Raw genomic sequence first — 13,329 nt, forward strand, 5'->3', positions numbered from 1 at the left:
GGGGTGGGGTGCTCTTGATCTCGATCGAAGATCAAAAGCTACCCCCTCCCGACCTCCCCCTGCTGAGCAGGGGGAGGAGCTTGGGTTACTTCGCTTTCTTCGCCTTGGCAATGATGCCCTCGACCACCTGCTGGGTCAGTGGGTGGTAGCCGCTCTTGGCCCTGGCGTACACCTGCTCGGCGAAGGTCAGGCCCTCCGGGGTTTTCACGAAGGCCTTGTACAGCGGCGTGGTGAGGTAGATGCGGCCGATCCGCGTCATGTGCTCGGCGGCGGCGTCCCAGACCGCCTTGTCGCCGGCGGCAATGGCGTGGCTGTACCAGCGCATGCCGATCTCCGCGTTCGGCGTGCCGGTGAGGTGCCAGGCGGCGTCGAGTTCCTGCATCTTCGCCAGCGGCGGCGCGTCGGGCAGGCGGTCGAGGAAGTACATCCATTCCTGGGTGTTCCAGCCTTTCGCGTCGAGCTGGCTGGCGGCCAGCGCGCCGGCCAGGAAATCGCTGCGCTCGCGGTCGATTGCGTCGAAGCGCGGCGAGGCGGGCAGCGGCGCATCCTTCGGGATGCCTTCGCCGTAGACCCAGGCCTTCACTTCGTCCCAGCCCATCTTGCCGGGATACTTCTCGATCAGGTTCGGCTTCAGGTAGTCGAGCATCTGCTCGGTGGTGATGCTGTGCCAGGCGAAGTGGTTGAAGTAGCCCTTCAGGTAGGCGTCGAAGCGCTCGCGGCCGAAGCGCTGCTCCAGTGTGCGCAGGAACCACGAACCCTTGTCGTAAGCCACGTCGGAGAGCGCATCGTCGGCGCCGATGCCGCGTGGATCGGGGGCCAGCTTCTGCGCGTTGGCGGCCATCGCGCCGATGCCCTTCTGCAGCGCGCGGGCGGACAGCAGCGCCTCCTCGTCGGCCAGCGCCTTGCCGTACACCGCCTCGGTGATGCGCCCCTGCACGTAGGTGGTGAAGCCCTCGTTGAGCCAGATGTCGCGCCACGCGGCGCTGGTCACCAGGTTGCCCGACCATGAGTGCGCCAGCTCGTGCGAGACCAGCGACACCAGGCTCTTGTCGCCCACCAGCACGGTCGGCGTGGCGAAGGTCATGTTGGGGTTTTCCATGCCGCCGAACGGGAATGACGGCGGCAGCACCAGGATGTCGTAGCGGCCCCAGGCATACGGGCCGTACAGCTGTTCGGTGGCGGCGATCAGCTGCTCGGTGTCCTCGAACTCGTGCGCGACCTTGTCCACCACCGACGGCTCGGCATAGACGGCCGAGCGCGGGCCGGTTTCCTTCACCGCGAGGTCGCCGGCGGCGATCGCCAGCAGGTAGGACGGGATCGGGTGCGGCTGGTCGAAGCGGAAATCGCCGTCCAGCGGATGCTTCGCGTCGTTGAGCGCACTCATCACCACGCGCACTTCTTTCGGCGCGGTCACGTGTGCCTTGTAGGTGAAGCGGACCGCCGGCGAATCCTGCAGCGGCACCCACGAGCGGGCGTGGATCGACTCGGACTGCGAGAACATGAAGGGCAGCGTCTTGTCGGCGGTCTGCGTCTGCGTCAGCCATTGCAGGCCGGACGCCTCGGGCGAGCTGGCGTAGACGATGCGCACCTGCGCCGGGTGCTTCGGCGTGGCGATGGTCAGCTTGCTGCCCAGCACCTTGTCGCGCGGGGCCAGCGCGTACTTCAGCGGGGTGGCCTTGCCATCGGCGCCCAGCGCTTCGACCCTGGCGATCTTCAGGTCGCGCGTGTCCAGCACCAGCGACTGCGCCTTGGGGTTCTTCCAGTCCAGCTGCAGCGTGGCGTGGCCGTCGAGCTGCCGCCGCGGGAAGTCGATCGTGAGGTCCAGGTCCAGATGCGTCACCCGTACCTGGTCGGGCTGGGCGTAGGAATTCGGGTCGTTGGCGTAGGCGGCCAGCGGCAACAGCAGCGTGCCGAAGGCGAGAGCAGGCAGAAAGCGCATCGGAAGTCTCGTGCCGGAAAACGTCGAGTATGCCATTGCCGCCGTTGCGGCTGCCCGCTTCCTGGGCGTTGCGGCAGCGCTGCGATCGGGTGCCAAAGCGCCGCCAAACGGTGGCATGCCCGGCTTTGTACCGGTATCGCGGAGCCAAAATTGCGCTGCCGCGATGTGACTTTCTGCACGGGCCTGCATCGTAAATGAAATGATATAACATTTCATAACAACTGCCGCCGCAGCTCCGCGGCTCACCTTGGGATTCCGTCTGATGCGCAAAACTCTCCTGGCTTTCTCTCTGGCTGCACTGTTCGGCACGGCATGGCCCGATCTGGCATCCGCTTCGGCGCCGGCAACCGATGCCATCCCCGACGAGGACACTGCCAAGGGCAAGCCGGTGCAGAATCTTCAGGACATCGTCGTCACCGCCGTGCCATTGGGGCTGGGCATCGACCAGATCGTGCGTCCGGCGGCGGTGTTGGCGGGGGCGCAACTGGACGCCCTCAAGGGGATCTCGCTGGGCGAAACCGTGTCGAACATCCCCGGCGTGCAGTCCGCCGGCATGGGCGCGGCGGTCGGTCGGCCGGTGATTCGCGGCTTCGACGGCCCGCGAGTCGCGGTGCTGGAGAACGGCCTCTCGTCGCAGGATGTCTCCAATGTGAGCCAGGACCATGCGGTCACCCTGGAGCCGTTCCTGGCCGACCAGATCGAGGTGCTGAAAGGTCCTTCGACCCTGCTTTACGGTTCCGGCGCGATCGGCGGCGCGGTCAATGTCGTCGATGGGCGCATTCCGGAGAAAGCTCCGGACGACGGTTTCGCGGGGCGCGCCGAAGCGCGTTACGACAGTGTTTCCGAGGGCAAGACCGGCATGTTCCGGGTCGACGGCGGCAATGACGACTTCGCACTCCATGTCGACGGCATGCGCCGCGACAACGACAGCTACGACATACCCGGCGGCACGCTCGCCAACAGCCAGGTCAAGACGACCGCCGGTTCGGTCGGCGCTTCGATGCTCGGCAACTGGGGCTACCTGGGCCTGTCGGTGGCGCGCTTCATGGACGCCTACGGAAGCCCCGCCGAGCCCGGCGACCCGGCGTTGGGCGAAGACCCCGTCACGATCAAGATGGCGCAGACCAACTACACCCTGAAAGGCGGCCTGGTCGATCCGTTCGCCGGTATCTCGAAGATCGACTTCAGCCTCGGCCACGGCGCGTACCAGCATGTCGAGTACGAGGGTTCCGAAGCGGGCACCACGTTCGGCACCGACAGCAACCAGGGGCGCCTGATCGTGTCGCACCAGCCGATCGCCGGATGGGAAGGCGCGATCGGCGTGCAGACCGGGCATCGCAGGTTTTCCGCCGTGGGCGACGAGACTTTCGTGCCGGCGACCACCACCAAAAGCGTGGGCGTGTTCGTCATGGAGCAGCGCGATTTCGGGCCGGTGAAACTGGAGTTGGGCGCGCGTCACGACAAGCAGAGCAGCGAGCCGGAATATGGCGGCAAGCGCAGTTTCTCGCCCAGCAGCTTTTCCGCCGGCGCGGCCTGGCGCTTCACCGAGCACTGGCACCTCAGCCTCAACCTCAACCGCGCGCAGCGTGCGCCGGCAGAAGAAGAGCTGTTCTCCAACGGCCCGCACGCCGCTTCGGCCACGTTCGAGATAGGCGACGCCGACCTCGGCAAGGAAACCTCCAACCAGGCCGAACTGGGCCTGCATTTCCATGGCGAAAAAGTCGAAGGCAAGGTCGCCGTCTACTACAACCGCTACAGGAATTTCATCTACCTGGCCGATACCGGCGACATCAATGACGGCCTGCCGGTCCGCCTCTGGTCGCAGGACGATGCCAATTTCCGCGGCGCCGAAGCCGAGGCCACCTTCCACCTGGCCAGGGGCGTCCATGGCAACTGGGATCTGCGCGTGTTCGGCGATACCGTGCGCGCCACGCTGGCCAACGGCGGCCGCAACCTGCCGCGCATCCCGGCCAGCCGTGCGGGCGCGCAGGTGAACTGGAGCGCCGACGAACTGCGCGCGAGCCTGGGCGCCGTGCGCTACTTCAAGCAGGACAAGACGGCTCCGTTCGAAACCGAAACGGCGGGCTACACCCTGGTCAACGCGCACCTCGCCTGGACCTTCCACGACCACGCCAACAGCCAGTGGGAAGCCTTCCTCGACGGCAACAACCTGACCAACCAGACCGCCCGCCCCGCCACCTCGCTGTTCAAGGACTCCGCGCCCATGCCGGGCCGGAACATCTCGGTGGGTTTGCGCGCGTTCTTCTGAGCCGGGTGGCATGCGTCGTCGGCCATGAGCTGTCTCGCGACATGGCCGGTGATGGCGTCACTGCAGGTGGATGCGCCAGCGGTATGTGCTCGCCGGCCCACTGCCTTGTCGGCGGTGGTCGCCATTGCCGGCGTAATGGAGCCGCAACGCGCACCGTTTCAGCGCTTCCGCAGCGCATGTGGGTCGATGGCACGCAGGTGCATGGTGGCGGGGAGACCAGGCTTTGCGATCCGCGCACGAACGTGGGATGGGCATCGAGCGAAGCCCGGCTTCTTCAACGCAGCTGGCGTAGGTGAACAGTGTGGTGTCGGCGATGCCATAGTCGTCGCTGGCGATGAACGGCGGCGTCGCCAGTTCGCCGCTCGAAATGCAGCCATTGCCGTACCTGCTGGCCGAACGGGTTCGGCCGGCAGGTGCGGCGTGCTGTCGGCGAGATACAGCAGGATGGCATTCGACTCGGCCAGCACGCGGTCGTCCTTCAGCCGGATCGCCGGCACCGCGCCGGTGGTACCGGTTCGCCGATAGACCTCGCAGTGGCCCTCGCCCTGAAGATGCTCACCGGCACCTTGTGATACGGCTGGCCAAGGTGGTGCAGCAACTGGCACGCCTGCCAGGCGTTCTGTGAGGGCAGCTGGTCGAACAGGGTGAGCATGGGCAGGTCCGGCGAAGAGGGCGCCCATGCTGGCCATGGGGGTGGCCCGGTGCTATCCGTTTCCTGCGCTGCCGGTGTCCACTCGCGAAGAGCGGTGGTTAGACGGCGGGCGGTGATTCAGCTCCACAGCGATGGCTTGGTCACCATCAGCCAGAAGGTGACCATCATGGCGATGAACGCCGGCCAGCCCAGCGCGAACCATGCGCGCATGCAGCGATGGTAGGCCTGCGGCAGCTCTGCGCTGTCGCGCAGCGCGGCAGCGGCCAGGTTGCGCGCGCGCCATTGCAGCCACACCACCGGCAGCCAGCAGCCGCCGGCCAGCAGGTACAGCGCCAGCGCCGCCTGCAGCCACGGCGCCCCGAAGCCGAAACCCAGCTCGCGCATCAGCAGCACGCCGGTGACCGGCTGCGCAATCACCGCCGGTGTGGTGAACAGGAAATCCGCGCGCACAGTCAGCCGGGTTGCCACCGCGATGGCGGCCACCTGGCCGCTGCGATGGGTGAACCACATGAAGAAGGCCGTGCCGAGCCCGGTGCCGAACAGCACGGTGGACGAGAGGATGTGCAGGGTCTTCAGCAGGAGATAGGTGTTCATCGGCGCTCCTGCGTGGCCAGCAGGATCGCCAGCGCCGCAATCAGCGGCAGGTTCTTCAGCAGGCCGCCGAACGGTGCCAGCCACTGCGCGGGCCATAACAGGCCGACGCCCAGCGTGTAGCCCAGCAGCATCGCCAGCATCGCGCCGAGCACCAGCCGCGGCCGCCAGCGCAGCAGACACAACGCGCCCAGCGCGAGGTCGGCGCTGGCGGTCAGGCGCGCCAGCCACAGCGCCGCGTGGCCGCCCAGCGGGCCACCGGCGGCCAGTGCCTGCACCTCGCGTGCGGAGGTCGTCCAGCCCACCACGCCGGAGCCCAGCCACAACAAGGCCAGCAACACGCGCAGCAGCGGCAGCCAGAAGTACAGCCGTGCGTGCCAGCGATCCTGCACCCGGCTCGGCGCCTCGTTGAGCGCGCGTTGCAGCGGCCGTGGCGACAGGCCCAGCGTGTCGCGCAGGCGCGCCACGGCGTGGACGGCGCCCACGTTGCCGCGTTCGAGCATGCGCAACATGGTCCGGCCCAGCGGGCCGTCGCCCAGCCGCTCGCCCAGCGCGGCGGCGAAGCGTGCCAGCGGCAGCGGCAGCGGCAGGATACGTACGTGGCCGAAGCCCAGCCAGCGGCGCCATGCCAGCAGGTAGTCGCACAGGGGCATCGCCTCGGGGCCGACCAACTCGATGATGCGGCGCGCGACATCGGGGCGCGCCAGCGCGGCGACCACAGCGACGCCGACGTCCTCCGCCGCGATCGGTTGCACGCGCTGGGTACCCCCCGCCGGCAACGGCAGCCCGCCGGGCAGGGCCGCCAGCGCGCGCAGCAGCGAGCTGCCGCCGTAGGAGCCGCGCGCGCTGTAGACCAGCGAGGGGCGCAGCACCAGCCAATCCAGTTCCAATGCGGCCAGTGCTGCATCGCCGCGATGTTTGGAGGCGACGAAGTCGCCGTCGACGGGATCACCCAGCGCGGAGATCTGGATCGCCCGGCGCACGCCGCGCCGCACGCAGGCCTGGAACAGTGCCAGCGGTGCCTGCTCGTGCACGGCGGCGTAGGTGTCGGCACCGCGCTCGCGCAGGATGCCGGCGCAGTTCACCACCGCGTCGATGCCTTCCAGCCGCGGCAGCCAGTCCTCGCAGCGCAGGTCACGCGCCATGTCGCAGGCGATCGCCGGCAGTCCGGGGAAGCGCGTGTCGAGCCGTGCACCGCGCACGGCGCAGACGACTTCGTGGCCGGCCGCAGTGAGTGCCGCGACGATGTGCGCGCCGATGAAACCGTAGGCGCCGGTGACCAGTACGCGCATGCTTCCCTCCCTGGCTGCGGATGGCTTCAGCAGTACCGGTCCGCCAGGCGGTCGGTGGCCTGCACCAGCTGGTCGACGATCGCCGGGTCGGTGGCGCTGTGGCCGGCCAGCACCACGTGCAGCTGCGCTTCGGGCCAGGCCTGGCTGAGGTCGTAGGCGCTCTTCATCGGGCAGATGATGTCGTAGCGGCCGTGCACGATGGTGGCGGGGAGGTGGCGGATGCGCGCGATGTCGCGCAGCAGCTGGTCGGGCTCCAGGAAGATGTTGTGGCGGAAGTAGTGCGCCTCCATCACGGCCAGGCTTACCGCCTTGTGCGGGTCCTCGAAGTCGCCGCCGGCGTCGGGGTCGTGCAGCAAGGTGGTGCTGCCGCCCTCCCATGCGCTCCACGCTCGCGCCGCGGCGAGCCGGGTGGCTTCGTCGTCGCTGGTGAGGCGGCTCCAGTAGGCGTCCAGCATCGAGCCGCGCTCAGCCTCGGGGATGAAATCGAGGAAGCGCGCCCAGCGCTCGGGGAAGATCTGCGCGGCGCCGCCATCGAGCTCGTTGAACCAGCGCAGCTCCTGCGGGCGGCCCAGGAAGATGCCGCGCAGCACCAGCCCCAGCACGCGCTCGGCGTGCGCCTGTGCGTAGGTCAGCGCCAGCGTCGAGCCCCACGAGCCGCCGAACACCACCCAGCGCTCGATCTCCAACTGCTCGCGGATCGCCTCGATGTCGGCGACCAGGTGCCAGGTGGTGTTGTCGGTGAGTTCGGCGAATGGCGCGGATTGCCCGGCGCCGCGCTGGTCAAACAGCACGATGCGGTAGTACGCCGGGTTGAAGAAGCGCCGGTGGTAGGCCGACAGCCCCGCGCCCGGACCGCCGTGCAGGAACACCACCGGCAGACCGGTGGGGTTGCCGCATTCCTCGACGTACAGGCGGTGGATCGCATCGACGGCGATGTGCTGGCTGCGGAACGGCTCAATCTCGGGGTACATCTCGCGCATGGCGGGCCTCTTGTGGATTTTCTTCTCCCCCTGCCTGCAGGGGGAGGGAGTTTTGTTGCGTCAGGCGAACTGCAACGCGGCGGTGAGGTCGCCCGGCGGCGGGCCGCCGGCGGCGACCATCGCCCGCTCGCGCAGCGCAAGGCCGGGCAGCTTGGCGAGGCCGAAGCGGCGGGTGATGAAGCGCAGGATCGAGCCGGTGTCGTAGACGGTGTGGTCGACGGACCCCTGCTTCGCGAACGGCGACACCACCAGCGCGGGGATGCGCGAGCCGGGCCCCCAGCGGTCGCCCTGCGGCGGTGCCACGTGGTCCCACCAGCCGCCGTTCTCGTCGACGGTGATCAGCACCAGCATGTTCGGCCACAGCGGGCTGGCCTGCAGCGCCTCGACCACCTGCGCCAGGTGGCGGTCGCCGGCGTCCACGCTGGCGTAGCCGGCATGCATGTTGAGATCGCCCTGCGGCTTGTAGAACGTCACCGGCGGCAGCGTGCCGGCGGCAGCCGCGGCGAGGAAATGGTTGCTGGTCGCCTCGCTGCCGGTGCCGGCGTCGCGCAGGTGCTGCGCCCGCGCCGCCGTGCCGGGCGCGAACTGGCGGAAGTAATTGAACGGCTGGTGGTGCGGCTGGAAGTTGGGCACTTCCGGAAAGGCGTGGTGGTCGCCGCCGCCATGGCCGTCCAGCGCCAGCTGCCAGCCGCCGGCGTACCAGGCCCAGTCGACCCCGGCCGCGGGCAGCGCGTCGCCGATGGTGAGGTGGCTTTGCGCGGGCAGGGTGTTCGGGCTGTCCGCATCGGCGAAACGCGGGTCGCGCTTGTCGTGGCCGAACGCCGGCGCGTAGGCCGGCCCCAGGGTGTTGACCGCCCAGAAATCGGGGGTGAGTGCATCGGCTGTGGCGAATTTAGGGCGACCCTGCATCGCGCTGGCCGGCGAGTCCTCGGCCAGCTTCGGACGGATGCCGGTGGGGCCGTCTTCCAGCGTGGCGATCTGGAACTTCGCCGGGCTGCGATCGGCGTGCGGGTAGAACGGGGGCTGCGCCGCGGCGAGGTACTGGTGGTTGAGGAACGAGCCGCCGAAGGTGCCCATGAAGAAGTTGTCGCACAGGGTGTACCGGCGCGCCAGCTGCCATAGCCGCAGATTGGCCGCGCCGTCGGCGTAGTGGCCCATGGTCATCGCGCCGGTATTGCCCCAGGCGACGAAACCGTCGTTGCGCCCGCCATTGATCTGCAGCTGATTTTCGTAGAAGCGATGTATCAGGTCGCGGGTGATCACGCCATGCGGCAGTGGCGCGCCGTCGGGTGTGGTCAGGGCGAACGGGCGGTTCGGCAGGGCGCCGAATACTCGTTCGCCGATCTGGTAATGGCGGCCATCGACGGTCTGCGCGCGCGGCACCATGCCGCCCCAGATCGGCGGCAGCGTATCGAGCAGGCGGCCGTCGCGGTCGCGCTGGCGGTAGGCCGGCGAGTCGAGCGCCTGCAGCGGCCGGGCCAGCCCGGGGAAGTCCGCGAACAGGTTGTTGAAGCTGCGGTTCTCGGCGTACAGCACCACCACATGGCGGATATGCCGGCGCAACTGCGCATCAAGTGCTGCCCCGGCAGGGCTCGACGCCAGCGCGCGCCCGCCGAACGGCGTGCAGTCGCCCACGGCGAAGGCCGCCCCGGCCAGCGCGATGCCGCCGAGCAGGCGACGGCGTCCGGGGTTGGCGGGCGCCTCGTCCGGTGAGGGCGGGTGCTGGTCGTCGGTCGGCTTGGTCGGGTCGGTCATGGGGAGCGGTCGCTGGCGGGGGTGCGGATCAGTCGTCGGACATGGCCCGTGCCGCGTTCCACATCGCGCGGGTCAGCGGGCGGTGCTCGTGCGGCGTCTGCAGCACGATCAGGGTGGTGGTGCTGGTGCTGGCGCTGGTCTTCAGCAGGCGGTCGAGCACGGCTTCGAGGTGGCCGATCGACATGGCCACCACGTGCAGCAGGGCCGAATCCTCGCCCGCCAGGCGGCGGCATTCGAGCACTTCGGGAATGTCCTCCACCAACGCACCGATGCGCGCGCAGGCGACGCCGTCGCAGCGCAGGCGGATCATCGCGCTGATGCCGTAGCCGAGCCGCTTCGGATCGACGCTGGCGCGGTAGCCGCTGATCACGCCGGCCTCCTCCAGCCGCTTCACCCGCTCGGCCACCGCCGGCGCGGAGAGGCGCACCTTGCGGCCCAGTTCGGCGTAGCCCAGGCGTGCGTCCTGCTGCAGCGCCTCCAGCAGTTGCCAGTCCTTGCCGTCCAGTTCCGGCTTCGCTTCGATGACTTTCGATTCCAAGGCGGGACCCCGAAAAAGTGATGCCGATCGCTGGCGAAATATCGGGAAAACGATCCGGCGCATTATTCCCCGACCGGAGCGCCAAGACTAGGATGCGCACTTCCCCTACCCAGGAATCCGTCCCCATGGATACCGTTGAACGTCTCGATGGCCGCGCCCTGGCCGCCATCGCGATTGCCCTGTTGACCTGGTCGTCGGCGTACGCCGCGATCGCCTATGCCTTGCCCGCGTTCACCCCGGGCGAGGTGGCGTTCGCGCGCTTGCTGATCGGCTCGCTGTGTTTCGCCGCGCTGCTGTGGGTGAAGCGCGTACCGTTGCCGGCGCGGCGCGACTGGCCGCTGCTGGCCCTGCTCGGCGTGCTCGGCCTCACCGTCTACCACCTGTGCCTGAACTACGCCGAGACGCGGATCGCCAGCGGCACCGCCTCGATCCTGATCTCGCTGGTGCCGGCCGCGACCGCGGCGGTGTCGGCGCTGTGGCTGCGCGAACGGCTGACGCTGCGCACCTGGATCGGCCTGGCGGTGGCGCTGCTCGGCACGGTGCTGGTGGTGCTGGCCAGCGGGCAGCGCGTGGAGATGGATCCGCATGCCTTGTTGGTGCTGGTTTGCGTGGCTGTCTCGGCGATTTTCTTCGTCGGCCAGAAAGCGCTGTTCGCACGCAACAGCATGCTCGGCGTCACTGCGTTTGCGTTCTTCGCCGGCACGCTGGCCGCGCTGCCGTTCGGTTGGCACCTGCCGCAGGCGCTGACGGCGGCGTCATGGCCGCGTATCGGCGCGCTGCTGTGGCTGGGCATCGCGCCAACCTTTGTCGGTTATCTCGCGTGGAACATGGCGGTCAACCGCGCCTCGGCGTCGCGGGTCAGCAGCTTCATCTACCTGTCGCCGCCGATCGCGCTGCTGATCGGCTGGCTGTGGCTGCACGAAGTGCCGAACGCGCTGATCCTGATCGGTGGTGCGATCACCGTGGGCGGCGTGGTGCTGGCGAACGCGCGGCGTCGTGTCCTGCCGGCCGCGATCGTTCCGGTCGCGTCGGTCGAGGCGTGCGAGCGATGCTGAGGGGCGGGTGATGGATCGTCTCTTCGACCTGGCGCAGCAGGCCGCGCAGTTGGAACAGGCCTGGCGATCGAAGCGGCTGGCGCGCGTCGGCGACACCAGCCTCAAGCTGACGCGGATGGATGCACAAGCCTACCCGGACGAGACGCATGCGTATGCCGAGGGCCTGCTGGTGCTCGACGGTGAACTGCATCTGGACGTGGCGGGCGAGACCGTCACGGTGACTGCGGGCCAGCTCTACATGGTGCCGGCCGGCGTATCCCACGCGGTTCGGCCGGGCAGCCACGGAACCCTGCTGATCATTGATACTTGAACGGCGTTCAGTGCAGCCGGGTCAGGCGCAGCACCTGCGGGTCGTCCGCGTGCTCCAGCAGCAAGCGCTGCACGCGGCCCTGCCAGGCTTGCGCGAAGGCAGCGCGCTGCTCCGCGCCGGCACCGGGCTGCAGCGCGCCGACCATCAGCTCGCGCAGGTTCGGTGCCGCCGGCACGGTGGACAGGTCCAGCTCCACCGCCACGGCGGCGCCGTTGTCGCGGCGCGTGAATTGCACCGCGGCGGTGCCCGGGGCGGTTGCGTAGTCCAGCAGCGACTGCCGCACGAAACGGCCGCCGATGCCGTGGAAACCGTTGCCCGCGGCGGCGCCGGTGACCAGGGTCAGCACCTGCGCGATGACGCCGGTGACGCCCTCGCCCTCGGCGGCCGGCATGTGCACCGCGACGCCGCCGCGCTCGGCCGGTTCGTCCGCATACAGCGCGCGCAGCGCGGTGCGTGCCATCAGCCAGGCACCGGCCACGGTGGGACAGGAATGTCCGGCCAGTCGCACGGCGTCGACATAGGCATATTCCATCAGGCCGTCCTGGGCGGCGCCGAGGAAGGCGGCCAGCGGGTCGCGCATGCGGATGCGCGGCGCCTGTTCGTAGAACGCGGGGTAGTTCATGCGCCGCTCACTCGGTCGGCAGGCCGGTGATGCCGAAGTCGATCACCACGGCGTCGGCGTCGCGCTGGCGATAGGTCACGGTGAGGTTGTCGCCCAGGCGCTCGCGCAGCTGGGCGATCAGCGGGATCGGGTCGTGGTCGTTGACGAAGCGCATCGTCTCGCCCGAACGCAGGGCGCCGATCGCGCCGAAGATCGCCGAGTGGCGGAAGCGCCGCGCCACGCCACGGGCGTCGAAGAGGTGGACGTTCTGTTCGGCAACGGCATCGATGGACATGAGTGGGTGCTCGCAGTAAGGGAGCGCCCAACATACGCCGCGCCCTGCCGGCGGCCACTGATCTGGATCAGGAGCTCAGAGCTTGTGAAGAAAACCACTTCCCGTGATTTTCTTCAGTCGCGAGTCCAGGACACGCCCGGACTCGCTCACATGAAACAGTCACTACTGTTTCATGCCCGGCCATCTCTGGCCGGGCTGAGAGGTTGAATCGTCACAACCTCTCAGAACTTGTACGCGCGATGGATCGCCACGATGCCGTGGGTGAGGTTGCGCACCTCGACGCGGCCGAAGCCGGCGCGCTCCATCATGTCCTTCAGGGTGGCCTGGTCGGGGTGCTTGCGGATCGATTCGGCCAGGTACCGGTAGCTGTCGGCGTCGCCGGCGAACAGCTGACCCAGTTTCGGCAGCACCTTGAACGAGTGGAAGTCGTACAGCTTGCCGAACAGCTCGCTCTGCACGCGCGAGAACTCCAGCACCAGCGCGCGGCCGCCGGGCTTCAGCACGCGGCAGATGTCGGCCAGCGCCCGGTCCTTGTCGGTGACGTTGCGCAGGCCGAAGGCCATGGTCACCGCGTCGAAGGAGTTGTCGGGGAACGGCAACCGCTCGGCGTTGAGCTGGGCCCAGCGCAGGCCGGCGACCAGGCCGCGGTCGGTAAGCCGGTCGCGGCCGACGCTGAGCATCGCCGCGTTGATGTCGCCGACGACCACCTCGCCCTCGTCGCCCACCACCGGCTTGAGCAGCGCGGCGATGTCGCCGGTGCCGCCGGCCAGGTCCAGTACGCGGTCGCCGCGGCGCACGCCGCTGATCGCCACGAAATGGCGCTTCCACAGCCGGTGGATGCCGAACGACATCAGATCGTTCATCAGGTCGTAGCTCTTCGCGACCGAGGTGAACACCTGGCCGACCAGCTTCTGCTTGTCGCCCACCGGCACGTCGCGGAAGCCGAAGTGGGTGGTGGATTCGGGGACGGGTTTGGACTGCTCGTTCATGGGCGTCATAGTACAAGGATGATGGCGTGGCGATTCCATGCGCGTGCAGGAGCCCGCTCGCGG

12 protein-coding genes are annotated in these 13,329 nt (G+C 68.8%); 3 read left to right on the forward strand and 9 right to left on the reverse strand.

The window, feature by feature from the left end:
* Positions 1-85: 85 nt before the first annotated feature.
* A complete protein-coding gene (locus tag UUA_RS15250) occupies positions 86-1,939 on the reverse strand; it encodes a M1 family metallopeptidase (protein ID WP_008438458.1) in 1,854 nt (617 codons plus the stop codon).
* Positions 1,940-2,201: 262 nt separating this feature from the next.
* Here UUA_RS15250 and UUA_RS15255 point away from each other — a divergent pair, with 262 nt between their 5' ends.
* Positions 2,202-4,208 (forward strand): TonB-dependent receptor domain-containing protein, encoded by a 2,007-nt coding sequence (locus UUA_RS15255; protein WP_008438459.1) that lies wholly within the window; start codon positions 2,202-2,204, stop codon positions 4,206-4,208.
* Between the two features lie 769 nt (positions 4,209-4,977).
* On the opposite strand, the gene UUA_RS15260 is transcribed toward UUA_RS15255, so the two are convergent.
* From UUA_RS15260 to UUA_RS15280, 5 genes are read right to left on the reverse strand one after another with little or no spacing between them, the layout of a single operon-like run.
* Positions 4,978-5,454 (reverse strand): DUF2269 family protein, encoded by a 477-nt coding sequence (locus UUA_RS15260; protein ID WP_008438461.1) that lies wholly within the window; start codon positions 5,452-5,454, stop codon positions 4,978-4,980.
* Positions 5,451-6,743, reverse strand: coding sequence for an SDR family oxidoreductase (locus UUA_RS15265; protein ID WP_008438462.1), 1,293 nt, complete (start codon positions 6,741-6,743; stop codon positions 5,451-5,453). The genes UUA_RS15260 and UUA_RS15265 overlap by 4 nt, the downstream gene beginning before the upstream one ends.
* 26 nt (positions 6,744-6,769) lie before the next feature.
* On the reverse strand, positions 6,770-7,723 hold the full coding sequence (gene pip, locus UUA_RS15270; RefSeq protein WP_008438463.1) for a prolyl aminopeptidase: 954 nt from the start codon (positions 7,721-7,723) through the stop codon (positions 6,770-6,772).
* A 60-nt stretch (positions 7,724-7,783) separates the two neighbouring features.
* Positions 7,784-9,478, reverse strand: a complete 1,695-nt coding sequence (gene acpA, locus UUA_RS15275) for an acid phosphatase (protein ID WP_008438464.1) — start codon at positions 9,476-9,478, stop codon at positions 7,784-7,786.
* A 28-nt stretch (positions 9,479-9,506) separates the two neighbouring features.
* The gene (locus UUA_RS15280; protein WP_050981903.1) at positions 9,507-10,001 is read right to left on the reverse strand and encodes an Lrp/AsnC family transcriptional regulator; all 495 of its coding nucleotides are present in this window, start codon (positions 9,999-10,001) and stop codon (positions 9,507-9,509) included.
* A gap of 140 nt (positions 10,002-10,141) precedes the next feature.
* Here UUA_RS15280 and UUA_RS15285 point away from each other — a divergent pair, with 140 nt between their 5' ends.
* The gene (locus UUA_RS15285) at positions 10,142-11,071 is read left to right on the forward strand and encodes a DMT family transporter (RefSeq protein ID WP_008438466.1); all 930 of its coding nucleotides are present in this window, start codon (positions 10,142-10,144) and stop codon (positions 11,069-11,071) included.
* Between the two features lie 10 nt (positions 11,072-11,081).
* On the forward strand, positions 11,082-11,381 hold the full coding sequence (locus UUA_RS15290) for a cupin domain-containing protein (protein ID WP_008438467.1): 300 nt from the start codon (positions 11,082-11,084) through the stop codon (positions 11,379-11,381).
* A gap of 7 nt (positions 11,382-11,388) precedes the next feature.
* Here UUA_RS15290 and UUA_RS15295 read toward each other — a convergent pair whose 3' ends face one another.
* The 3 genes from UUA_RS15295 to ubiE form a co-directional block, all read right to left on the reverse strand.
* Positions 11,389-12,003 carry an FmdE family protein gene (locus UUA_RS15295; protein ID WP_008438468.1) on the reverse strand — a complete coding sequence of 205 codons (615 nt, stop codon included), beginning with the start codon at positions 12,001-12,003 and terminating at the stop codon, positions 11,389-11,391.
* Positions 12,004-12,010: 7 nt separating this feature from the next.
* On the reverse strand, positions 12,011-12,277 hold the full coding sequence (locus UUA_RS15300; protein ID WP_008438470.1) for a DUF2249 domain-containing protein: 267 nt from the start codon (positions 12,275-12,277) through the stop codon (positions 12,011-12,013).
* 221 nt (positions 12,278-12,498) lie between these two features.
* Positions 12,499-13,266, reverse strand: coding sequence for a bifunctional demethylmenaquinone methyltransferase/2-methoxy-6-polyprenyl-1,4-benzoquinol methylase UbiE (ubiE, locus tag UUA_RS15305; RefSeq protein WP_008438471.1), 768 nt, complete (start codon positions 13,264-13,266; stop codon positions 12,499-12,501).
* Between the last annotated feature and the right edge of the window lie 63 nt (positions 13,267-13,329).

Source organism: Rhodanobacter thiooxydans LCS2 (assembly GCF_000264375.1).
GTDB classification, from domain to species: Bacteria; Pseudomonadota; Gammaproteobacteria; order Xanthomonadales; family Rhodanobacteraceae; genus Rhodanobacter; species Rhodanobacter thiooxydans.

What these genes read in the sequence shown, in the direction of transcription:
- UUA_RS15250 (WP_008438458.1), bottom strand. Translation starts at nt 1,939, where the DNA reads ATGCGCTTTCTGCCTGCTCTCGCCTTCGGCACGCTGCTGTTGCCGCTG.
- UUA_RS15255 (WP_008438459.1), top strand. Translation starts at nt 2,202, where the DNA reads ATGCGCAAAACTCTCCTGGCTTTCTCTCTGGCTGCACTGTTCGGCACG.
- UUA_RS15260 (WP_008438461.1), bottom strand. Translation starts at nt 5,454, where the DNA reads ATGAACACCTATCTCCTGCTGAAGACCCTGCACATCCTCTCGTCCACC.
- UUA_RS15265 (WP_008438462.1), bottom strand. Translation starts at nt 6,743, where the DNA reads ATGCGCGTACTGGTCACCGGCGCCTACGGTTTCATCGGCGCGCACATC.
- pip (WP_008438463.1), bottom strand. Translation starts at nt 7,723, where the DNA reads ATGCGCGAGATGTACCCCGAGATTGAGCCGTTCCGCAGCCAGCACATC.
- acpA (WP_008438464.1), bottom strand. Translation starts at nt 9,478, where the DNA reads ATGACCGACCCGACCAAGCCGACCGACGACCAGCACCCGCCCTCACCG.
- UUA_RS15285 (WP_008438466.1), top strand. Translation starts at nt 10,142, where the DNA reads ATGGATACCGTTGAACGTCTCGATGGCCGCGCCCTGGCCGCCATCGCG.
- UUA_RS15290 (WP_008438467.1), top strand. Translation starts at nt 11,082, where the DNA reads ATGGATCGTCTCTTCGACCTGGCGCAGCAGGCCGCGCAGTTGGAACAG.
- UUA_RS15295 (WP_008438468.1), bottom strand. Translation starts at nt 12,003, where the DNA reads ATGAACTACCCCGCGTTCTACGAACAGGCGCCGCGCATCCGCATGCGC.
- UUA_RS15300 (WP_008438470.1), bottom strand. Translation starts at nt 12,277, where the DNA reads ATGTCCATCGATGCCGTTGCCGAACAGAACGTCCACCTCTTCGACGCC.
- ubiE (WP_008438471.1), bottom strand. Translation starts at nt 13,266, where the DNA reads ATGAACGAGCAGTCCAAACCCGTCCCCGAATCCACCACCCACTTCGGC.